This is a genomic window from Thalassomonas sp. RHCl1, assembly GCF_947387555.1.
Taxonomy (GTDB): Bacteria; Pseudomonadota; Gammaproteobacteria; order Enterobacterales; family Alteromonadaceae; genus Thalassomonas.
The window spans coordinates 1,039,693-1,060,673 of sequence record NZ_CANDNZ010000001.1; the positions used below are offsets into that span (position 1 = coordinate 1,039,693).

Here is a 20,981-nt window from a genome sequence, read left to right on the forward strand (position 1 = left end):
CAGGTTCATCTTTTTTTGGATAACCTTTGCTAATAAATAGCAATAAATAGCCAACAAAAATTTTTCCCGAGTATAACATTATCACCGCCGTTTACTATGGGGCAGGGGTAAAGTTTTCCGGGGTTATTGTAATAATTTACGTCGGTAAGCGCCGGAATAGCCATTTTGTTGCAGAGTCGTTAATAAGCTGTTTAATGACTCTCCCTGCTCCAGCGGACCCATTTGTACCCGGAAGATGCCGTTTTTCTCTCCCAGGCTGACTTTTTGTTGATATAAGCTGGCCAGGGCAGTGGCGGTTGCCTGTGCCTGTTTTTGATCCCGGGTTGCCAGGATTTGAATATAATAGCGATCTTTGGCCGGGCTTTTGGCTGAAGGAAAGGCCGGCTCAGGGGAGCTTGCTACCTGAGTGATGACAGCCGGCGCCTGTTTTTGGCCTGGCTTTTGGCCTGGCTTTTGGCCAAAATCGGTAATCGCCGTGATGCGTACCTTGGCGGTGCCGGTTTTTAACATATCCAGCTTATAGGCGGCGCTGTAGGATAAGTCGATGATCCTGCTCTCGTGAAAAGGACCGCGGTCATTGACCCTGACAATTACGGATTTGTTATTGCTCAGGTTGGTGACTTTGGCATAGGTAGGCAGGGGCAGATTTTTATGGGCGGCGCTCATGGCGTACATATCATAAATTTCACCGTTGGAGGTCAGGTGGCCATGAAACTTTTTCCCGTACCAGGAGGCGATGCCGGTCTGAGTGAAATCTTCCGCGCTTTTTAGCACCTGGTAATGCTTGCCGCGCACGGTATAGTTTTTGTTGCCGCCGCGGCTATGGGGTTCGGCGCGGGGCACGGCGTCGTGCAGTTCGCCGGCGCTTGGCAAACGGGCAGGCGTGCTGTCGTTGGCTTGCTGATAACGGCCGTATTGTTTACTACAGGCAGTTAAAAATAAGGTGATAAAGATGAGTAGCGCCGTTTTGTTCACTGTGTTTCTTCTTATTATTATTTCGAGGTTTGTTGCTGGTTATTAATTATGTCTTCGTTATGCCAGGCTCTGCCGGTTTTGGCGAGCCGCTTGTTATGGGCGGCTCTTTATACCCTCTTTTTTATGAGCCAATAAAGCGCCTGTGGGTACTGATGGCCATCAATATGCCAAATCCCGCCATTAATGTCACCATGGAAGTACCGCCATAGCTGACCAGGGGCAGGGGCACACCCACCACGGGCAATAAGCCGGAAACCATGCCGATATTAACGAACACATAGACAAAAAAGGTCAGGGTCAAACTGCCTGCCAGTAATTTGGTAAAGGCCTGCTGGGCATTTACCGCAATCCATAAACCGCGCATAACGATGGCTAAATACACCAGCAGCAACAGGGCAACGCCGATCAGGCCGAATTCTTCACTGAAAACGGCAAAGATAAAGTCGGTATGGCGCTCGGGCAAGAACTCCAGTTGGGACTGGGTGCCCTGCAACCAGCCTTTGCCGTGCAGGCCGCCTGAGCCGATGGCGATTTTTGACTGGATAATATGGTAGCCCGAGCCGAGCGGATCCTGCTCGGGGTTTAAGAAGGTCAGCACCCGCTGTTTCTGATACTCTTTCATCAGGTAAAGCCATAAAATCGGGGCAAACGCCGAGCCGAGTCCGATGCAGCTGGCAATCAGTTTCCAGCTGGCGCCGGCGAGGAATATGACAAAAATGCCCGAGCTGGCGATCAATAACGAGGTACCCAAATCTGGCTGTTTGGCGATCAGTAACGTTGGGATCAGTACCAGGATAAAGGCAAAAATAATGGTGGAGATTTTTACCGGCAGATTATCCTGGCTGATAAACCAGGCGATCATGATAGGCACTATCAGTTTCATGATTTCCGAGGGCTGAAACTTGGTAAAGCCTAAGTCCAGCCAGCGTTGCGCGCCCTTGCCGACATGGCCGAAAAGCAAGACCAGCACCAGCAGGATCAAACCGATAACAAATACCGGCACCGCCCATTTTCGGTAACTTAAAGGGGGGATTTGCGCCACCACGAACATTACTGCCACGGCTATGCCCAGGCGCACTGCCTGGCGGATCACTATATCCATGTCCTGGCCGCCGGCACTGTAGATCACGAACAAACTTAATATCATCAGGCATAACAGCCCTGCCAGTAACGGCAGGTCTATATGCAGCTTTCGCCAGATACCGGCTTTTTTTTCCTGATCGTGGCCGGTGCTACGCATCGCTGGTATCTCTTATCATCAATAGGCTGTTAATCACTTTCCTGTACACCATATAAATCATCATGCTGGGGATGCATGTTTTTATCTTTACTGAGGATCACCCGGTTGCCGAAATATTGATCCATGATCTGGCGGGCAACGGGGGCGGCATTGGTGGCGCCGCCGCCTTTGGCAACGTTTTCTATTGCCACCGCCACCACGATTTCGGGATTTTCATAAGGAGCAAAGGCGATAAACATGGCATTATCCCGTTTATGCTCCTGAGTGGTTTCCGCATCATATTTTTCATCCTGGCCCAGCCGGGCGACCTGGGCGGAGCCGGTTTTCCCGGCGGCATCATAAGTGCTGCCTTTAAAGGCGTTGTAGCCGGTAGCGCCGGGTCTTTGCACCGTATTGTGCATGGCATCGAGCACCAGCTGCCAGTTATCGTGATTTTTGAGTTTTATCGGCGGCTTGTTCTCATAAAAAATGGTTTCAACCTGCCTGCCTAGCTTGTCGGGATTTTCCGCACTCTTGATGATTTTTCCCTGATCCTGAGAAGCGAGTTGCTGTGAATCCGACATTGCCATCAACAGGTGGGGAATTTTGATCTCACCTTTGTTGACCAAAATAGAGGTCGCCTGGGTCAGCTGCAGCGGCGACACCGTCCAGTAACTTTGTCCTATGCCCACGGAAATGGTTTCACCTGTATACCAGGGCTGGTTGTACCTGGCCCGTTTCCAGCCGACGCTGGGCACCACTCCCCGGGTTTCTTCATGCAGGTCTACGCCGGTGTAGTCGCCAAAACCGAACTTTTCCATCATGGTGCTGATGCGGTTAATGCCGAGCTTATAGGCCAGGTTATAAAAATAGACGTTGCAGGACTCTTCTATTGCCTTGGTCAGGTTAACCCAGCCATGGCCCCATTTTTTCCAGTCGCGGTATTTGTTGTCTATGCCCTTCATCTGGTACCAGCCGGGATCCCAGATACGGGTTTGTGGGGTGATGATTTCTTCTTCCAGCCCCAATAATGCCATAAAAGGTTTTACCGTCGAGGCGGGGGGATAACCCTGGATGCTGCGGTTGATCAGCGGCAGGTTTTTCGAGTTCAGCAATTTGCTGTAATTTTTGCTGCTGATGCCGTGCACAAACAGGTTGCCGTCGTAACTCGGATTTGAATACATGGCCAGGATGCCGCCGTCGCGGGGATCCATGGCCACCACAGCGCCGCGTTTGCCCGACAGGGCGCGTTTGGCGATCATTTGCAGTTCGATATCCAGGGTCAGGGTTAAGTCTTTGCCCGGTACCGGCGGGGTAAAATTCAGGGTGCGGATAATGCGCCCCTGGTTATTGATCTCAACTTCCTGGTGGCCGATAGTGCCGTGCAAGATATCTTCGTAATACTTTTCTATGCCGAGCTTGCCGATGCCGTGGGTGGCGGCATAATTTTCCGATTTACCCTGGGCATCGAGTTTTTTCACGTCTTCGCGGTTGATACGGGCGACATAACCCAGGTTATGTGTGGTTAAATCGGCGAACGGGTAATAACGCTTTAGCCTGGCGTCGATAAAAAAACCGGGAAATTTATGCTGGTTGACGGAAAACAGCGCCACCTGCTGGTCGCTGAGTCTGGAATGTAATTCGACCGGTTTAAAGCGGCGCTTTCGTTTTAAAGCTTTAAAGAATTTTTGCTGTTTTTCCTGGCTGATTTCTAACAGGGCGCTGACTTCGGCCACCGAGGCTTTGATATCTTCCACTTGTTCGGGAATAATTTCCAGGCTGTAAATGGCCTTGTTTTCTGCCAGCAAGACGCCGTTTCTGTCGTAAATTAAACCGCGGTTCGGCGCCACCGGCAACAGCTTGATGCGGTTGCTGTTAGAGCGGGTTTGGTATTTTTCGTAGGAGCTGATTTCCAGATCAAAAATATTACTGAATAAAAGCAGCAGCACCATCAGCACGCCGATAAAGGCGATAAAGGTTCTGCGGGCAAACAAGTTTGCTTCAGCGCTGTGGTTTCGGATCGCAATACGTCTACGTGGCGCCATGGTGGATGTCAGTCCCGGTAAAAATAGAGAGCATTGATAATAGCCGATACCCGGTATCAGCTATTAGACCCTTTGATAAGAAAATTGTTGCGACATATGTCAGCTTATTGTTTTTTGGCATTATTCTCTATGGTAGGGGTGGTTGTTGTTAACACTCCAGGCGCGATAAAGACTTTCCGCCACTACGATCCTGACCATAGGATGAGGCAAGGTCAGCGGCGATAACGACCATTTTTGCTCCGATGCCCGGATACAGGCGGGAGCCAAACCTTCAGGGCCGCCCACCAGTAAGGCGACGTCCCTGCCGTCTAACTGCCAGCGTTCCAGTTGCCCGGCAAGTTGCGGGGTGGTCCAGGGTTTGCCTTCGACTTCCAGGGTGACGATACGGTTTCCTTTGGGGATGGCGGCGAGTAACTGCTCACCTTCTTTTTCCAGGATACGGGCGATATCGGCATTTTTACCGCGTTTTCCCGGTGGGATCTCCACCAGGTGAAACGACATGTCCCGTGGGAAGCGTCGGCTGTATTCATTAAAGCCGGCAGTCACCCATGAAGGCATCTTGTTGCCGACGGCATATAAAGTTAAGCGCATAGGATAAGTTTATCAGGCCCACAATTGTTCAAGCTGATAACGGTCACGTATTTCATCTGTCATCACATGGACAATCACATCACCGAGATCCACCAGCGACCATTCGCCGACGTCATTGCCTTCTACCCCCAGCGGGGCTTTATTGATGGCGCGGCACTCCATGGCAACATTTTGTGCGATGGATTTAACGTGGCGGTTAGAGCTACCAGAGCAAACCACCATATAATCGGCGAAATTTGCTTTATCGGTCAGATCTAAGGTTATGATATCTCTGCCTTTGATGTCTTCAATCTTTTCAATAACAAATGCTGTTAACTCTTTACTGTGCAAGGTTTTATTCCTAATTTGATATAATTTTTCAGGTCATGGTGCGCTAATCGCACCTGTAATGGGGCCATAGTACCACTAATTGACCTTGCCGTTAACCGTCCATACGGCTAACGGCCAGATTATTTGGCCTGAATTCGCCTTATTTGGCCGTGTTTAACGGTATAGCTGATGTTGCCTGATATAAGCCAAGACCGGAGCAGGCAGTAAAGACTGACAATCCAGACCTGATTTAAGCTGTTGGCGTATTTGGGTGGAAGAGATATCCCAGCGGCTTTCAGGGGCAAGGATAATATTGCCCGCCAGGCTTTGCTTGAGTGCGCTCACATCCGTGACCTGGTGCCTGGCCAGCAATTGCCGGGTATCAGCCGGCATATCCGCCAGTTCGTAACCGGGACGGGTATTAACCACCAAATGGCATAAGGTCAGGATTTCCTGCCATTTGTGCCACTTGGTAAAAGTGAACAGGGAATCCATGCCGATCACGAAAAAGATCCGCTGGTGCGGGTGTTCTTTTTTGATTTCCAGCAGGGTATCTAAGGTATAACTGGTGCTTTGGCGTTTTAGTTCCCGTTCATCACAATGAAAGACTTTTTCCTGCTCACAGGCAAGTTTCACCATCTGGGCTCTTTGCTGCGCCGAAGCCGAGGTGCCAGCTTTATGGGGCGGAATGGCGGCGGGCATTAACACCAAATGGTCCAGGCCTAGCCATTTGAGCAGTTCTTTGGCGGGATTGAGGTGGCCGAGGTGGATAGGATCAAAAGTGCCGCCCAGGATGCCGATATCACTGGTCTTGTGCATGACTTTATGTGATTTGTTTACGTGGCCGCTATCAGAGGTTTTCATAATCCAGGCTAAAATTTTTCATGGTCTGGCCGTGATACAGGGTGACACAGATATCTGCCAGCAAGATAAAGGGATTAAAATCGCTGCTGGTTTTACTGAGTAAATCCAGCTGGGCCACCCGGGCACAGGCCAGTTTAAGATTGGCCAGCGGGATGTTGTTCAGCGCTTGCTGGTATAGAGGTTTGCGCTTATCCCAGATACGGTATTGCTTAAACAGGGCATTGATATTTTCTCCCTGTTGCAGGGCTTCGGTCATCGCCAGTAGTTGATTGATTTCCTTATGGAAGAACCAGATGATCTGACCGGCGGCAACCCCTTGCTGCTGCTGTTGGTCTAACATGGTCATGCATTTGTTGCACTGGCCAAGCAGCATGGCATCTATGATCTGAAAGGGATTAAATTTGGCCTGTTTTACCAGTAACTGCTCGGCAGCTTCGAGGGTAATGGTTTGCTGGCCAAATAAAATCACCAGCTTTTCCAGCTCCTGGGACAGCGCCGGCAGATTGCCCTCGAATAATTCAATTAGCAGCTGGGTTACTTCGCGTGAGAGCTTGAGGTTTAATCCCCGGGCCTGCTGTTGTATCCACATCGGCAGGCCTTTGGCATCGAGCTCATACAAAGGCAGGTAAATACCTTGTTGGTCAAGGGATTTAAACCATTTTTTATTGCTGGTGGCAGTTTCGAGTTTCGGGCCGTGAAACAGTAAAATCACGTCATTGTGCAGCTGTTCGAGCAGTGCCAGAATGGCTTTAGAGCCAAGGTCGCCAATTTTGGTGGTGGTTAATTCTATTTCGAAAATTCGCAGGCTGGAAAACAGGCTTAACGCCTGGTATTCCTGTAGCAGGAGTTGCCAGTCGAATTTATCATCAACGCTAAAACGCACGGTTTCGCTATAACCCTGCTGCTCAGCCGCTGTTTTTATCCGGGCCAGACTGTCATTTTTTTGCCAGGGTTCGTCACCAAAGACTAACCATACCGGTTTTAACGGCTGGTCGAGGAAACCCTGGAGTTTGTTGTGATAAATGCGCATCTGTTTTGATTGCTAATGTAAGCCGGGATTAGCCAGGAGCACCCGCCTTAGCGGGTGATGGCAGCCATATCACGTAAAATGCGGTCTGCCGCCGAGCGGCGCATTTCTTTTAACATCAGGGACAATTCCCGGCTTTTCGCCAGGGCCAAATCGGGATCGTCCTGATAGTCGCGATATAAATCAAAGCTATAATCACGGGGGGCTTGTCCGGCAAAGACCAGCTGGTATTTGACCGTGTAGATCAGCTCATACTCCGCTACCTGGCCGTTGGCAAAGATAGACAAGGTACGCCGGTTTAACTCATCTTTAAGGATGCGTAACTCGGGTTTATCCCGCTCGGGGCTTTCCAGCACATTCACCTGGTTAATTTTCAGGTGTTGCTTGACCGTGCGGGTAAGCTCGCCGTGGATATCCTGAGAGCTGATATACAGGGTTTTTAATTCGGGGGCCAACAAGTAGTCGCCCCTGAGTTTAAAACCACAACCGGACAGCAGGGAAGTGATCAGTACTAAACTGATCACCGCGCTTTTGCTAACCAAATGCTTTTTTAATAAATTAATCATTAATTTGCGACTATGTTAAGCAGTTTACCCGGTACGTAAATCACTTTACGTATGGTTTTATCGACAATGAATTTACTGACATTGTCGTCGCTATAGGCAATTTTCTCTACCTCGTCCTGGGCCAGGGCCGCAGAAACGGTGATTTTTGCCCTTAACTTGCCGTTGACCTGGACAATGATCAGTTTCTCATCTTCCACCAGGGCGTTTTCATCAACTACCGGCCACAGGGTATCTTCAACGGCATTGCCGTCGCCGATAATATTCCATAAGTGGTGGCTCATGTGCGGTACGATAGGTGTCAGCATCAGGACCACGGCGCGCACGGCTTCGCCCATGACGGCACGGTCTGCATCGCTTTCCATGCTCGCCTTGGTCAAGTGGTTCATCAGCTCCATAATCGCGGCGATGGCGGTATTGAAGGTGTTGCGGCGACCGATATCGTCACTGACCTTGCCGATGGTTTTATGCAGTTCGCGACGCAGTTTTTTCTGTTCGCTGTTCAGGCTTAAACCGTCAAGGGAAGGCGCAGCGCCTTTTTCATTGAAATCAAACGCCAGTTTCCACACCCGCTTCAGGAAGCGGTGCGCCCCTTCTACACCCGAGTCGGACCATTCCAGGGTTTGCTCCGGCGGTGAAGTAAACATGATAAATAAACGCACGGTATCGGCGCCGTATAAATCAATTACTTCGTGCGGGTCGATACCGTTGTTTTTTGATTTCGACATCTTGCTCATACCGGCAGAAGTGACCGGCAGGCCGTCAACTTTACTGACCGCAGAAGTTACCTGGCCTTTTTCATTGCGCTCAACGCTAACGTCAGACGGTGAAATCCATTCCTGGGCGCCGTTGTCGGCTTCGCGGTAGTAGGTATCCGCCAATACCATGCCCTGACATAACAGGCTCTTGAACGGTTCGTCGGATTCAACCAAACCGACATCGCGTAATAACTTATGGAAGAAGCGGGCATATAATAAATGCAGGATCGCGTGCTCGATACCGCCGATATATTGATCCACCGGTAACCAGTAGTTGGCCTTTTCCGGGTCTAACATGCCGGTTTCGTTATCAGGTGAACAGAAGCGGGCGTAGTACCAGGACGATTCCATGAAAGTATCGAAGGTGTCGGTTTCACGCAGGGCGTCCTGACCGTTATAGGTGGTTTTTGCCCAGGCGGGATCGTCTTTGATTGGTGAAGTCACACCGTTCATGATCACATCTTCGGGTAGTTCCACCGGCAGCTGGTCTTCAGGAACAGGTACGGATTCACCGTTTTCCAGGTTGATCATCGGGATAGGCGTACCCCAGTAACGCTGGCGGGAAACACCCCAGTCTCTTAAGCGGTAGTTAACGGTAACCTTGCCTTTGCCTTCGCTGATTAATTTGTCTGAGATGGCTTTAAAGGCGGCGTCAAAGTCCAGGCCGTCAAATTCGCCTGAATTGATCAAGGTGCCTTTTTCTGTGATGGCGGCAGTTTCGATTGACTCATCTTCTGTACCGGTGATCACTTGTTTGATCGGCAGGCCGTAGGCAGTGGCAAATTCCCAGTCGCGCTGGTCGTGTCCGGGTACCGACATCACCGCACCTGAGCCGTAATCCATTAAGACGAAGTTGGCGGCCCATACGGAAACCTGCTCGCCGGTGATCGGATGCACGGCTTTTAGGCCGGTATCGACGCCTTTTTTCTCCATGGTCGCCATGTCGGCTTCCGTGGTCTTGCTGTTTTTGCACTCGTCGATAAAGGCAGCCAGTTCGCTGTTGTCTTTGGCAGCGGCTAACGCTAACGGGTGCTGGGCGGCAAGTGCCACATAGGTGACTCCCATCAGGGTATCGGGACGTGTGGTGTAGATATCAAAAGTTTCGTCGCTGCCTGAAACCTTAAAGGTCATCTCCACCCCTTCGGAGCGGCCAATCCAGTTGCGCTGCATGGTTTTAACCTGCTCAGGCCAGTCGGTTAACTGGTCAAGATCGGTTAATAACTCTTCGGCATAGTCGGTGATCTTGATAAACCACTGGGGAATTTCTTTGCGCTCAACGATAGCGCCTGAGCGCCAGCCGCGACCGTCGATGACCTGCTCGTTGGCCAATACCGTCTGGTCAACCGGGTCCCAGTTCACTGTGGCGTTTTTCTTGTATACCAGGCCTTTTTCATAAAGCTTAGTGAAGAACCACTGTTCCCAGCGGTAGTAATCTTTTTGACAGGTGGCCAGTTCACGGTTCCAGTCAAAACCAAAACCTAAGGATTTTAACTGGTTGCGCATGTAATCAATGTTTTGGTAAGTCCACTTGGCTGGCGCCGAATTATGCTTGATGGCGGCATTTTCTGCCGGCAGGCCAAAAGCATCCCAACCCATAGGCTGCATGACGTTTTTACCCTGCATGCGCTGGTAGCGGGCAATCACATCACCTAAGCTGTAGTTGCGCACATGACCCATATGCAGACGTCCGCTCGGGTAAGGGAACATGGCAAGGCAGTAGAATTTCTCTTTGCCAGGCTTTTCAACGGCCTGGAAGGTTTTATTTTCAGTCCAGTACTGCTGTACCTGGGCTTCGATTGACTTAGGATTGTAAGTGGATTCCATTAAGATGTTCTCAAACGCTTGAATTTTGGGGCTGGTAAAGCGCAAGGAGTTCCCGGCTTGGGGATCACTTGCCCGGCAGCGACCTATAAAAAATATCGGCATAGAATACCTTATCCATGGGGTTAACAACAAGTTTAATCTAGGCGGTGTTTATCTTTTGTGGTTGAATTTTGTCAATATAAATGTCTTTTGCTTAAGTCACTTAATTAAGCCGCCAAGGGAGTGGCTTGCTTGACTATAATCAAGGTAACAAACAAGAAACTGATCTAGTGTAAACCTCAGGATCAAAAGGAGCACTGTGATGGCTGAAAATAAAAGCGGTTTTGAGCGGGTTTATGATAACTTGTCTAACTGGTTCGCCGATATCAAGGCGCACGAAATCACCAGGATAGTGGAGGTGGTGGAAACGGCAAAAGGCTTGTTGGCGGCGGCGGAGAGTTTGCCGGAAGAAAGGGTGCGGCAGTTTCTCGACAACTTCAGGTATGATTTGCGCGAATTTTACCGGCAAAACCAGTCACAGGCGCAACATTCGGTTTATTTGGGGTTACTTAACGAAGAATTTTGGGACACCCTGGCCAAGATGACAGACAGATCCCAGGTGGAGTGGAGCGAGCTTTGCGACGATCTCGAACACCAGGGGATATACCACAGCGGTGACTTTATCGGTTTCGGCGTACTCGAATGCCAGCACTGTCATGAAAAACTGACCATCTCTCATTTTAGTGAGGTTGCCGACTGCATGGTCTGCGGCGGTAAAAGTTTTGTCCGCCACGGTCTGACCCCCTGATTCAGGTAAAGGGCGGGAAAAAGCCGGCCACAGGCATCAGCTATGGCCGTTATTAACAGCTAAGAGCTGGACGCTTTAGAGTTTGACCAGTAATTTGCCTTTGTTTTCTCCGGTGATAAACAGATTGAGTCCCGAAATAGCAGACTCCAGGCCATCGAGCACATGGCAGCGGTATTTAATTTTCCCTGCCATCACATACGGGGTGAGCTTGGCTAATAGTTCGGGTACCTGGTGAAAGTGATCCGGCATGGTAAAGCCTTGAATGGTTAAGCGCTTTTTAATGACAGGGATCCAGTTAGGCCCCGGACCGGGAACCTCTTTGGCATAATCGGCTATCATGCCGCAAACCACGATACGGCCATGGGCATTCATGCGCTCGAACACCAGGTTCTGGACAGGACCGCCGGTATTTTCAAAATAAATATCGATACCTTTTGGGGTTAAGGCGCTGAGCTGGCCGTCAATATCATCTGACTTATAGTTAATGGCGCCGTCAAAGCCGAGCTCATCCACCATCCAGGCGCATTTTTCATCGCTGCCGGCAACCCCTATTACCCTTAATCCTTCCGCTTTGGCCAACTGGCCCACCAAGGAACCGACAGAGCCGGCACCGCCGCTGACCACTAAGGTTTCTCCCGCTTTAGGTTTACCGACATTAAATAACCCTTGGGTGGCGGTTAATCCGGGCAGGGCGAATACCGATAATGCCGTTTGGGCATCAACCCCCGGCGACACCTTGTTTAAGCCCTCGCCTGTACTTAAAAGATACTCTGCCCAGCCGGTCATACCCATGACCTGATCGCCGACGGCAAAGTCAGGGTTTTTACTGGCAATAACTTCGGCAATGCCCGATGAGCGCATGGTGCTACTCAGGGCAACCGGGGGAATATAACTCTCGGTATCCGGCGTCATCCAGCCGAACATGGCGGGATCTAAGGACATATGGGTTTGCTTGAGCAGAATTTGTCCATCGCCTGGCTCGGGAATGTCTTTGCTGACCACTTCAAATAAATCTGGTGTGACTGGGCCGCCGGCAAAGTGTTTAATTAATTTGATTTCGCTATAGCTGGGCATCTGGGGCTCCGGGAAAATAAAAAGTTAATGAAAATAAAATATTACATCTGCTTACTGCCTTCTCAGGCTATTATTGACCAGTTTATTGGTAAGATATATAACCAGAATAGCTAAGCTTGATTGCTAAAAAGACAATAATGTTTGATGATGTTGCTGTTGATAGCGAATGACTTTTTATAACAGCCGGTAAGGGACAGGTAAGGCAGTGGATCAGCTTAGGGCGTTAAGATATTTTTCAAAAGTAGTGGAAAGCGGTAGCTTTACGCAGGCGGCAAAGAGTTTTGGCGTGCCGGCTTCTTCTTTATCAAGAAGGGTGGCAGATCTGGAAACAAGCCTTGGCGCGAGTTTGCTTATTCGCTCCACCCGTCAGGTTAAACTCACGGAAATAGGCCGGATTTACTTCAACAGTATCCAGGATATCTTGCATCAGCTGGAGCAAAGCGATGAAGCGGTGCGCAGCTATCAGGCAAAACCTATGGGGCAGCTGCGCATCAGTGCTATGGTCGGATTTGGTGAGCGTATCTTATTGCCTTTACTGGATGAATTTAGCGAGCTTTATCCCGAGATCACTTTAGATGTAAACCTCAGCGATGAGTTATCCACTTTAGGGCATGATGAAGCGGATATCGCCATTCGCGGCGGTATTGCCCCTAATGAGCGGGTGGTGGCGATAAAGCTGATGCAAAACCAGTTTATCCCGGTGGCCTCTCCCGGCTATCTTAAAGAGTGGGGGCAGCCCGAAACGGCCGGTGATTTGTTACATCATAAAGGTTTGTATTTTAATACCCCGAGGGGACCGACTCCCTGGCTGGCACAAATTGACGGTCAATGGCAAAATGTTTCGGCCCCGGCGGCTTTTTTATCAAATAAAGGCAGCTGGATTTTGGAAAAGGCGCTGCAGGGGCGTGGTATTTTGATGTTGCCGCGCTGGGTGGTGGCGCCTTATATTGCCTCAGGACAGTTGCAGGAACTCTTTATTAAACCGGCCGTATCTGTTACCACCAATAAAAACTTTGCCGTGTATCTACTGTATCAAAAACAGGAGATTATTGTGCCTAAGGTGAAAGTGGCGGTAGACTTTATCCGTGACAGGGTGCAGGCACTTTACAGCTGACAATTAAGCAAATATGAGTAGGAACAAATATGTTAACAATTCGCCAGGGGAGTTTTGAAGAAGCCATCGCCATCAAGGCCAATATTCCGGAGATGCTCGAGGTTGAGCCGGTAAGTCAACTGCTTGAGCGCATAGGTTCAAGTCCTTATCTGTTGTTGATCGCCGAAGTTGATGGCGAGCTTGCCGGTTTTAAACTCGGCTATGAAACATCAAAGGCCCAGGCATGTTTCTACAGCTGGCAGGGAGGAGTTTTACCTGCTTATCGTAGCCAGGGCATAGCGAAAAAGTTACTACGGGCCCAGGAAATTCAGGTAGCCGAGTTGGGATATAAAAAGATCACGGTAAAATCCATGAACCGCTTTCCCCATATGATGAAAATGTTGCTTTCAAACGGTTATCACATTAGCGGTTATCAGGAAAAAACCGGGCCGGATGATGCAAAGATCTCTTTTTATAAGCGGCTGAATAATCGTTAAGTGTAAAGTTCCACATCAAGGTGAATTGATATTAAACATTGTCGGGCTTTTGGGTGGAAAAGTCCCTGATGTCTAATTTGGGCTGCCAATATTAGGGTGAGTTACTTTCACAGCTAAAATGTATGCTTTCCCCTTCATATAAAGTGAGTGATATAGGCCTGGGCTGTTTGTCTGTGATGCCAATGCCTGTGGTGCATTTACCAGAGAAGCTATGGTTTTTGCGTGTCCGGGGAACTCCTATGCCGGAAACCCAAAAGCCAATAAACTGGTTAACAGCAACTTTTTGCAAGTAAGCTCATATTTAGCGCCATACCCCGACTTTTTATAGCTTACTGATTAAAAAGAATATTTGAATAAACCTGTATCAGGTGTTATAAAGGCGCTCAATTAATAACCTGTAGTTTTAGCGGTCGCTTTCCTAGATATTAAGGAAAGTGTAGAAAAGGTATATTTATGTCGAGAAAATTTTTAAACCTTGCTTTGGCAGGCTTGGTTTTATTAAGCAGCAATTTCGCCAATGCTTCTTTGATCACCCACAGCGGTTACACCCTGAACACCGAAACCAATATTGTTACAGGTGAGACTCTTGAGTGGCTGCAATGGGATGAAACCGCCGGGCTTACCGTGGAGCAAGTGTTAAATGACTATGATGGCTGGTCTCTGGCCAACAGCAGTCATATGGCGCAATTATTTTCTGACTTTTTCCCTGAATATACCTGGGTGGCGGATGAAAACCTTAATCAGGATAACTGGGGCACTTTTGGTGTCGACAGTGTTCATATGAACTTTGTTGAGTTGTTTGGGGCCACTTATACCGTGCCCGCTGACAGGCAAGGGCTATATTTTGATGAATATGCGGTCACATCAGCTTATTTTGGCCATGACGATGATCAGGACGGAGCTATCAATGCGGCGTATGTGCGTGACGGTTATGGTTTTGCCAGCTCCGGCAGTGAAATTCCGCCTGTTGCCGTGTTATATACTGACTGGGTGACCCCGGCAGATCAGGGGGAGAGCCGTTATGGTGTTGCCCTGGTAAGGACGGTCGGTAGCGGCGAAAATACTGTGGCCGTGCCTGAGCCCAATATCCTGGTGATATTTGTCTTAGGTTTGCTGGTCGTTGGCTCTCGTCGTTTGTTAAAGTAAGATTTTCTTTATTTCTTGTTAAGCTAAAACGGCTGGTTAATCACCAGCCTTTTATTTGTCACTTAGCGGCAATTTTACTGTGGCGATGCTTCCGGGTTTATCGCTGCGGTTATTCAGGTTTAATTTACCTTCATGCATTTCCAGTATCTGCCGACACAATACTAAACCTATACCCGAACCTTGTTTTTTGGTGCTATAAAAAGGCACAAACAGGTTTTCGGGGTTGCTGATGCCGGTACCCTCATCGGTTATTTTCAGGATGAAGACGTCATCCTGTCGTTGCCAGGAAATCATAATTTTCCCCGGTGTTTCCTTATTGGTATCCGAACTCACATTTTGCATGGCTTCCTGGGCATTTTTAAGCAGGTTGATCAATACCTGTTCTATTTGTACCGGGTCGATCAACAAGCTGATGTTGGCTCCCGGTTTTACGATCAGCTCCTGCTCTTGAAAAAGCGGGATAATTTTGTTGAGCAAGTCATTGATCGCGGTTTGTTTCTTATCCGGCTCAGGCAAGCGGGCAATTTGTTTGTAGCTGTTGACAAAGTTTTTCAGGTTATGGCTGCGCTGTGAAATGATGGACAGGCCTTCAAGTAGATTCTCTTGCTGTCCCTCAAGCGTTGCCTGGCGCTCAATCAAGCGCCTTAATGTCTGACTGATGGAGGCAATCGGTGCTAGGGAGTTATTGATTTCATGGCTGATCACCCTTACCAGGCTTTGCCAGGCGTTGCGTTCTTCGTTTCTGAGCAGGGTGCTGACATCAGTGAGAAACAATAATTTATGTTGCAGGCCGGTTTCCCTGAACTCTTCCATATGGACTTTAAATTTTCCCTGGCGCTGGCCGAAGGTGAGCGGCATGACTTTACTCTGGCCTGCTTCAAGCGCTCCCAGTTGTGCCAGCGGCAGTAAGTCGGCGTTTGCGGTGTTATTCTGTGTTAAGCCCAGCAGTTTATCCGAGGCGGGATTGCTGAGCACAACCTCCCGGTTTTCATTTAAGGCGACTATGGCAACGTCAATATTATTGATCACTGTTTGCAGCAATAGCTGGCTTTCGGCGGTTTCTATGCGCTGGCGGTTGAGTTTTTGTGCCAGGCCGTTAATGGTATTCACCAGCTCGTTAAGGGCATCATGGTTGTGATCCGATCGTGCCCGCAGGCTGTAATCGTCCTGAAGCATGGCTTCGAGTATGTTGGTTAAGCTGCGAAACTGGTAGGCGGATTTTTGGTGGATTTTGACATGGCAATATATCAGGGTGAGTCCCGACAGCAATGCCGTCAGCAAGATCAGGTATATTGAGATCCCGGCATAATACATGGCCGGGATCAGCAGGCAAAAAAGCGGCAGCGAGGATATTAACGACAGCCGGGTTAATTGGGCTTCAAAGGAGGATCTTTTCGGGCCTGGTGCGCCATACTTTGCCATTGTTATTCACTTTTCCCCAACCGGCGGTAAAAAGCGCTGCGGCTTAACCCCAGTGATTTTGCCGCCTTGATGGCATTGCCGTTGAAATGGGACAACCTGAGTTCGAGAATTTCCAACTCAAGCGAGGCCAGGGTATCAAGCTCGCCGTCTTCGTTTTGCTCCAGCGTTGCTAATGTGCCGCCGGGCAAGCTTGTCGGGGTTGAGGCTGTGGCAGCGGGGGCTAAGGTCAGGCCCAAAGCTTCGGCTGTTATCTCTTTGCCCCGGGATAAGATTTGTGCCCGCTCCATCACATGGTGCAACTCCCGGATATTGCCGGGCCAGCTGTAACGACAAAGGGCCGACTGTGCATCGCTACTTAAGGTGAGTACTTCCTGACCGTATTTGGCTGCGGTTTTGTGAAGAAAAGACCGCGCCAGCGGCACGATATCTTCAAGGCGGCTGCGCAGCGGGGGAATTTCTATGGTGATGGTATTGATGCGGTAAAGTAAATCCTTGCGGAACTCCTGCTGCTCAACCGCCAGGTTGAGATCGGCATTGGTGGCGCAAATCAGCCGGATATCGACTTGCTGGGTTTTATTGCCGCCGACCTTTTCAAACTCCCTGTCTTCAAGGACCCGCAGCAGTTTTCCCTGCTGGGAATAGGGGGTATTGGCGATTTCATCCAAAAACAAACTGCCGCCGTCGGCCAGTTCGAAGCGGCCGATGCGGGTGGCTTTGGCATCGGTGAAAGCGCCTTTGCTATGGCCGAACATTTCGCTTTCAAACAGGGTTTCGGTGACGGCGCCCATGTTCACGGAAATTTGCGGGGCGTCTTTGCGCGGCGAATGACTGTGAATATAACGGGCGAACAGGCTCTTGCCGGTGCCGTTTTCGCCGGTGAGCAAGACACTGGCATCGCTTTGGGCCACCTGGTTGATCATCCCCAGCACCTGCTGCATGGCCGGTGACTTTGCAATGATATCGCCGCTGATATCGCCGTTGACCTGCTGCTGCAATAACTGGTTTTGCCGGCTTAATTTTTTCGACTGCTGTTCGCTGCTGGCCAGCTTGAGCTGGTTATTGATGATCGCCAGCAAACGGTCGTTTTCCCAGGGCTTCTGGATAAAGTCATTGGCGCCGTTTTGCATGGTGGCGACCGCGACTTCTATGGTGCCCCAGCCCGTCATCACAACTATGGGGATCTCGTCGTCGTCTTTTCTGACGGCTTCAATCAGGGCCAGGCCTTCTTCCCCCGAAGTGGTATCGAGGGAGTAGTTGAGATCCATCAGGATCAAATCAAAGGTTTCCCGTTTCAGGGCTGCCAGGGCCGCCTGGGGGGTTTGTGTTAAGCTGACGTGGTAACCTTCAGACACTAAAAGCATTTTGAGTGCTAACAGGATGTCGTTGTCATCATCCGCTAATAAAATCTTGGCTAATGTACTCATGTTTTCCTAATGCCGGGGAGTTATCTTCGGCGGTGTTTACCGCACTTTCGCTAACGGTGTTAACTTATTAATGCGACTATATTTTTTTGCCGGGCGCTTGTCCATTAAAATGCGGCGCCGCGTGATTGCTTTTTCGGCGCCGCCGGGTTTTCAGGGGGAAGTTAACACCCTATTCATAATGCAGCGCCTGGCTCGGCTCCATCTCCAGCGCCTTTCGAGTGGGGAAGTAGGTGGCAGCCATCACCACGGCGCCTATGATAAAAGCCGTACTCAGGGCGATAAGGATAATGGCGCTACCGCCGACCCCCATCACCTGCGCCATGGCAAAGCCCAGGGCGCAGCCGCCAATCAAGCCGGGTATGCTGCCGGCTAAAAATTGTTTAAAGCCGGATAATAACAATTCTTTTTTGATACGCTCGTCATCAGCACCCAGGGCACGTTTTACCCCGATTTCCTGGGTTTTTTGGTTGATGGTATTGGACATTACGCCATAGATACCGCTGCCGGCGAGGATCACCGCGGCAATGCCAAAGAGCAGCAGTACCTTGCTGATAAAGCGCACCGGGGCATAATTGCGCGCCAGGCTCTGGTGGTAGGTTTCCACCCTGAAGGCAGGTAACTCCGCATCTATGGCTTTTAGGGTATCGCGCAGCAGTGCCATGGTAGTCACACTGTCGGTTTTCATATGCATCGCTATGGTCATTTGCGGGCGCGGCGCCTGGCTAAAGGGACGAAATACCGAAGGCAATTCGCCCCTTTGGGTATCACCCTGGCGGGTATGCTCGACCACACCAACTATGGTCAGCCATTTGGGGGCATAATCGCCGGGCTCTACCAGGCGCAGGCGTTTGCCAAGCGCGCTTTCACCGGCAAAATGTTGTCTGGCAAAACTTTCGCTTACCAATACCGTGCTTTTATCCAGGCCCTGATCGCCGCTGGTAAAGTAACGTCCATGCCTGAGCTCGACGCCAAGATTGGCCAGGGTACCTGGAGTCACGGCGATATAATTGGCCTTAGGGTAACCGCGGTCCAGCGGGTAGACTTTTCCTTCGAGCGCCATAAACGGGCTTTGGCTGTATTTTCCAGGCAGCGAGGAAAGCATCATAACATCTTCGATACCGCTGTTATTTTCCAGGTTCGATTGCAGGGTTTTGATCAGCTGGCTTTGCGACTCGGGCGTCGGATAATCGGCTTTTGGTAATTTGATGGTGGCGGTCAGGATGTTATCCGGGTTTGCGCCTATATCAACCGTAGTACGTAAATAACTGGACAGCACCATAACGGCGGCGCCGATTAATACCGTGATCGAGATTAATATCTCACTGATCACTAAGGTTTTGTTTAAACGACCGGCTTTTTTTCCTTGTGCGCCCCGGGTGCCGTCACGCAGTGCGGCATTAAAGTTTTCACCGGAGTTTTTCCATGCCGGCAGTAAACCTGTCATCAGCACGGTGGCGATCACAAAGGCAAAAAATAACTTGATTGCAAAAGCATCCAGGCCGAATTTCCACCAGAAACTGGGCTTTTCCACGAAAAAGGTGGCGGTGATCGCTTGGGTGACCTCCAGGCCCCAGGCAACCATTAATAAACCTATTATTCCGCCCAGGGTACAGATAATAATGCTTTCCCATAACATCTGGCTGATCAGGCGTGAACGAGGTGCCCCCAGGGCGACCCGGATGGCGGTTTCCTTGCTGCGCTCTACTGCCCGGGATAACAATAAATTGCCGACATTAATGGCTGCGAGGATCAGGATCAATATTGCCACTACCTGCATGGCATAAACCACGGCAATACCGTCGCCGACTGCCGTCATCGGGATAGTGTCGGCATAGGCACTGATATTTTGGTTGCTTTTGGGGTACTTGTCTTCGATACGTGCCATGATCATATCCAGCTGGGCATTGATCTCCTGCTTGGAGACTCCGGGATCTAAATGTCCCAGTCCGAAAACCGTACCGGCTTCCTGGCGGGTTAACTGGCCGCGATCCAGGTGCAGCGGCATCCACAGGTCGGAAACGTTCGGGAAGTAATATTCGCCCGGCATCACCCCGATAATGCGGTGGTTTCTGCCGTTAACGCGCAAGGTCTGGCCCAGAACCTGTTTATCGCCGGCAAACTGGTTTTGCCAGATGTCAAAGCTGATCACGACCACGGCTTCACCGCCGCGTTTTTTTTCAGCCTCGGTAAAACCTCTGCCTAATAACGGCGAGGTATGGGTGATTTCAAACATGCCCGGTTGGGTATAAGTGGCACCATAGCGCCGCGAACCGTCACGGCCGACAACATTGACGTTGGAGGTGTGGTAGGCAAGCAAGTTCGACATGCCTTTGAGACCGGCCTTAACTTCCTTGTAATCGAAAATATTGAGCTCGCCAGAATTCCTTTCTTTATTTTCCGAGGTGCCGATCACCACCAGGGAGTCGCTGTTTTTAAAAGGAAGGTCCTTAAACAAGACGGTGTTAAAGAAGCTGAACAGAAACAGGCTTAAGCCTATTCCGGTGGCCATGACTAAGGTGGTTAGCACGGTAAAGCCGGGTTTTTTTCCCAGCAGACGCAAGGCGTATTTAAAATCCTGCATGATCATTGTCATTCTCCCCTTAAGCGGCTGCCGTGCCGTTATCAGTATCCTTCTCTGTATTGCGGTCGGCAATGATTTGCCCGTCTAACAGCTCGACAGTACGTTTCGCCTGTTTGGCGGAGCGGGGGTCATGGGTGACCATACAGATGGTGGCGCCCTGGGCGTGTAACTTATCCAGCAGTTGCATCACAGCTTCGGCATTTTTTGAGTCCAGGTTACCTGTGGGCTCATCCGCCAATATGATGGAGGGATTGCCGGCGATGGCGCGGGCCACGGCAACACGCTGTTGCTGACCGCCGGATAATTGTGCTGGGAAATGTTTGCCCCTGTGGGACATATCGACCTTGGCCAGGGCATCTTTGACCATTTGCTGTCGCTGGCTTTTGCTTAAGTCTTTGCGATAGGTCAGCGGCAGCTCTACGTTTTCTTCGACATCGAGGTCGCTGATCAGGTTAAAAGACTGGAAAATAAAACCGATTTCTTTGTTGCGGATACGGGCGCGTTCTTTTTTATCTATGTCTGAAACATCGTTTCCCGCCAGCTGATACTCGCCGCCCGAGCTGGTATCGAGCAGCCCGAGCAGGGATAACAGGGTAGATTTGCCACAACCGGAAGGGCCGGAGATGGACACATATTCCCCTTTGTTTATCTTGAGGGAGATATTCATCAAGGCATGGGTTTCAACCTCGTCGGTGTAGAAGACTTTTTTGACCTGGTCTAATGCAATTAAACATGTGCTCATAACGGGTTCCTTTTTTTGCTTATCTTATGCTGGTTTAGGG

At 50.1% G+C, this 20,981-nt stretch carries 18 protein-coding genes; 4 read left to right on the forward strand and 14 right to left on the reverse strand.

Annotation, left to right across the window (positions count from 1 at the left end; all coding sequences use genetic code 11):
• Positions 1–123 precede the first annotated feature (123 nt).
• The 9 genes from QL234_RS04660 to leuS all read right to left on the reverse strand — a co-directional run bounded on the left by QL234_RS04660 (position 124) and on the right by leuS (position 10,175).
• On the reverse strand, positions 124–975 hold the full coding sequence (locus QL234_RS04660) for a septal ring lytic transglycosylase RlpA family protein (protein ID WP_281556671.1): 852 nt from the start codon (positions 973–975) through the stop codon (positions 124–126).
• Positions 976–1,096: 121 nt separating this feature from the next.
• Positions 1,097–2,215, reverse strand: a complete 1,119-nt coding sequence (gene rodA, locus QL234_RS04665) for a rod shape-determining protein RodA (RefSeq protein ID WP_281556672.1) — start codon at positions 2,213–2,215, stop codon at positions 1,097–1,099.
• Positions 2,216–2,244: 29 nt separating this feature from the next.
• Positions 2,245–4,239: a penicillin-binding protein 2 gene (mrdA, locus tag QL234_RS04670; RefSeq protein WP_281556673.1), complete on the reverse strand. Its 1,995-nt coding sequence runs from the start codon at positions 4,237–4,239 to the stop codon at positions 2,245–2,247.
• 120 nt (positions 4,240–4,359) lie between these two features.
• A complete protein-coding gene (gene rlmH, locus QL234_RS04675; protein WP_044830756.1) occupies positions 4,360–4,830 on the reverse strand; it encodes a 23S rRNA (pseudouridine(1915)-N(3))-methyltransferase RlmH in 471 nt (156 codons plus the stop codon).
• 12 nt (positions 4,831–4,842) lie between these two features.
• Positions 4,843–5,160, reverse strand: coding sequence for a ribosome silencing factor (gene rsfS / locus QL234_RS04680; RefSeq protein ID WP_281556674.1), 318 nt, complete (start codon positions 5,158–5,160; stop codon positions 4,843–4,845).
• 153 nt (positions 5,161–5,313) lie between these two features.
• Entirely contained in the window at positions 5,314–6,003 is a 690-nt protein-coding gene (gene nadD, locus QL234_RS04685; protein WP_281556675.1) for a nicotinate-nucleotide adenylyltransferase, read from the reverse strand.
• Positions 5,990–7,033 carry a DNA polymerase III subunit delta gene (gene holA, locus QL234_RS04690; protein ID WP_281556676.1) on the reverse strand — a complete coding sequence of 348 codons (1,044 nt, stop codon included), beginning with the start codon at positions 7,031–7,033 and terminating at the stop codon, positions 5,990–5,992. Before holA ends, nadD begins: the two co-directional genes overlap by 14 nt.
• 47 nt (positions 7,034–7,080) lie before the next feature.
• Complete coding sequence (gene lptE, locus QL234_RS04695; RefSeq protein ID WP_281556677.1) at positions 7,081–7,596, reverse strand: LPS assembly lipoprotein LptE; 516 nt, start codon at positions 7,594–7,596, stop codon at positions 7,081–7,083.
• Positions 7,596–10,175 (reverse strand): leucine--tRNA ligase, encoded by a 2,580-nt coding sequence (leuS, locus tag QL234_RS04700; RefSeq protein WP_281556954.1) that lies wholly within the window; start codon positions 10,173–10,175, stop codon positions 7,596–7,598. Before leuS ends, lptE begins: the two co-directional genes overlap by 1 nt.
• Before the next feature lie 301 nt (positions 10,176–10,476).
• Here leuS and QL234_RS04705 point away from each other — a divergent pair, with 301 nt between their 5' ends.
• Positions 10,477–10,962, forward strand: a complete 486-nt coding sequence (locus QL234_RS04705) for a hypothetical protein (RefSeq protein WP_281556678.1) — start codon at positions 10,477–10,479, stop codon at positions 10,960–10,962.
• 75 nt (positions 10,963–11,037) lie between these two features.
• Here QL234_RS04705 and QL234_RS04710 read toward each other — a convergent pair whose 3' ends face one another.
• Positions 11,038–12,036, reverse strand: a complete 999-nt coding sequence (locus QL234_RS04710; protein ID WP_281556679.1) for an NADP-dependent oxidoreductase — start codon at positions 12,034–12,036, stop codon at positions 11,038–11,040.
• A 205-nt stretch (positions 12,037–12,241) separates the two neighbouring features.
• Here QL234_RS04710 and QL234_RS04715 point away from each other — a divergent pair, with 205 nt between their 5' ends.
• From QL234_RS04715 to QL234_RS04725, 3 genes are all read left to right on the forward strand, one after another.
• Positions 12,242–13,150 carry a LysR family transcriptional regulator gene (locus QL234_RS04715; protein ID WP_281556680.1) on the forward strand — a complete coding sequence of 303 codons (909 nt, stop codon included), beginning with the start codon at positions 12,242–12,244 and terminating at the stop codon, positions 13,148–13,150.
• Positions 13,151–13,179: 29 nt separating this feature from the next.
• Complete coding sequence (locus QL234_RS04720; protein ID WP_281556681.1) at positions 13,180–13,626, forward strand: GNAT family N-acetyltransferase; 447 nt, start codon at positions 13,180–13,182, stop codon at positions 13,624–13,626.
• Between the two features lie 453 nt (positions 13,627–14,079).
• Entirely contained in the window at positions 14,080–14,772 is a 693-nt protein-coding gene (locus QL234_RS04725; RefSeq protein ID WP_281556682.1) for a PEP-CTERM sorting domain-containing protein, read from the forward strand.
• A gap of 51 nt (positions 14,773–14,823) precedes the next feature.
• On the opposite strand, the gene QL234_RS04730 is transcribed toward QL234_RS04725, so the two are convergent.
• From QL234_RS04730 to QL234_RS04745, 4 genes are all read right to left on the reverse strand, one after another.
• Positions 14,824–16,194 (reverse strand): ATP-binding protein, encoded by a 1,371-nt coding sequence (locus QL234_RS04730; RefSeq protein ID WP_281556683.1) that lies wholly within the window; start codon positions 16,192–16,194, stop codon positions 14,824–14,826.
• A gap of 2 nt (positions 16,195–16,196) precedes the next feature.
• Positions 16,197–17,618, reverse strand: coding sequence for a sigma-54 dependent transcriptional regulator (locus tag QL234_RS04735; protein ID WP_281556684.1), 1,422 nt, complete (start codon positions 17,616–17,618; stop codon positions 16,197–16,199).
• 169 nt (positions 17,619–17,787) lie between these two features.
• Positions 17,788–20,211 carry an ADOP family duplicated permease gene (locus tag QL234_RS04740; protein WP_281556685.1) on the reverse strand — a complete coding sequence of 808 codons (2,424 nt, stop codon included), beginning with the start codon at positions 20,209–20,211 and terminating at the stop codon, positions 17,788–17,790.
• 7 nt (positions 20,212–20,218) lie between these two features.
• Positions 20,219–20,941 carry an ABC transporter ATP-binding protein gene (locus QL234_RS04745; protein ID WP_281556686.1) on the reverse strand — a complete coding sequence of 241 codons (723 nt, stop codon included), beginning with the start codon at positions 20,939–20,941 and terminating at the stop codon, positions 20,219–20,221.
• Between the last annotated feature and the right edge of the window lie 40 nt (positions 20,942–20,981).

Bases quoted from the DNA above. Each gene is read 5' to 3' on its own strand.
- rlmH (WP_044830756.1), bottom strand. From the start codon at position 4,830: ATGCGCTTAACTTTATATGCCGTCGGCAACAAGATGCCTTCATGGGTG.
- QL234_RS04745 (WP_281556686.1), bottom strand. From the start codon at position 20,941: ATGAGCACATGTTTAATTGCATTAGACCAGGTCAAAAAAGTCTTCTAC.
- QL234_RS04725 (WP_281556682.1), top strand. From the start codon at position 14,080: ATGTCGAGAAAATTTTTAAACCTTGCTTTGGCAGGCTTGGTTTTATTA.
- QL234_RS04740 (WP_281556685.1), bottom strand. From the start codon at position 20,211: ATGACAATGATCATGCAGGATTTTAAATACGCCTTGCGTCTGCTGGGA.
- QL234_RS04710 (WP_281556679.1), bottom strand. From the start codon at position 12,036: ATGCCCAGCTATAGCGAAATCAAATTAATTAAACACTTTGCCGGCGGC.
- QL234_RS04730 (WP_281556683.1), bottom strand. From the start codon at position 16,194: ATGGCAAAGTATGGCGCACCAGGCCCGAAAAGATCCTCCTTTGAAGCC.
- nadD (WP_281556675.1), bottom strand. From the start codon at position 6,003: ATGAAAACCTCTGATAGCGGCCACGTAAACAAATCACATAAAGTCATG.
- QL234_RS04735 (WP_281556684.1), bottom strand. From the start codon at position 17,618: ATGAGTACATTAGCCAAGATTTTATTAGCGGATGATGACAACGACATC.
- lptE (WP_281556677.1), bottom strand. From the start codon at position 7,596: ATGATTAATTTATTAAAAAAGCATTTGGTTAGCAAAAGCGCGGTGATC.
- rodA (WP_281556672.1), bottom strand. From the start codon at position 2,215: ATGCGTAGCACCGGCCACGATCAGGAAAAAAAAGCCGGTATCTGGCGA.
- holA (WP_281556676.1), bottom strand. From the start codon at position 7,033: ATGCGCATTTATCACAACAAACTCCAGGGTTTCCTCGACCAGCCGTTA.
- mrdA (WP_281556673.1), bottom strand. From the start codon at position 4,239: ATGGCGCCACGTAGACGTATTGCGATCCGAAACCACAGCGCTGAAGCA.
- QL234_RS04720 (WP_281556681.1), top strand. From the start codon at position 13,180: ATGTTAACAATTCGCCAGGGGAGTTTTGAAGAAGCCATCGCCATCAAG.
- QL234_RS04705 (WP_281556678.1), top strand. From the start codon at position 10,477: ATGGCTGAAAATAAAAGCGGTTTTGAGCGGGTTTATGATAACTTGTCT.
- leuS (WP_281556954.1), bottom strand. From the start codon at position 10,175: ATGGAATCCACTTACAATCCTAAGTCAATCGAAGCCCAGGTACAGCAG.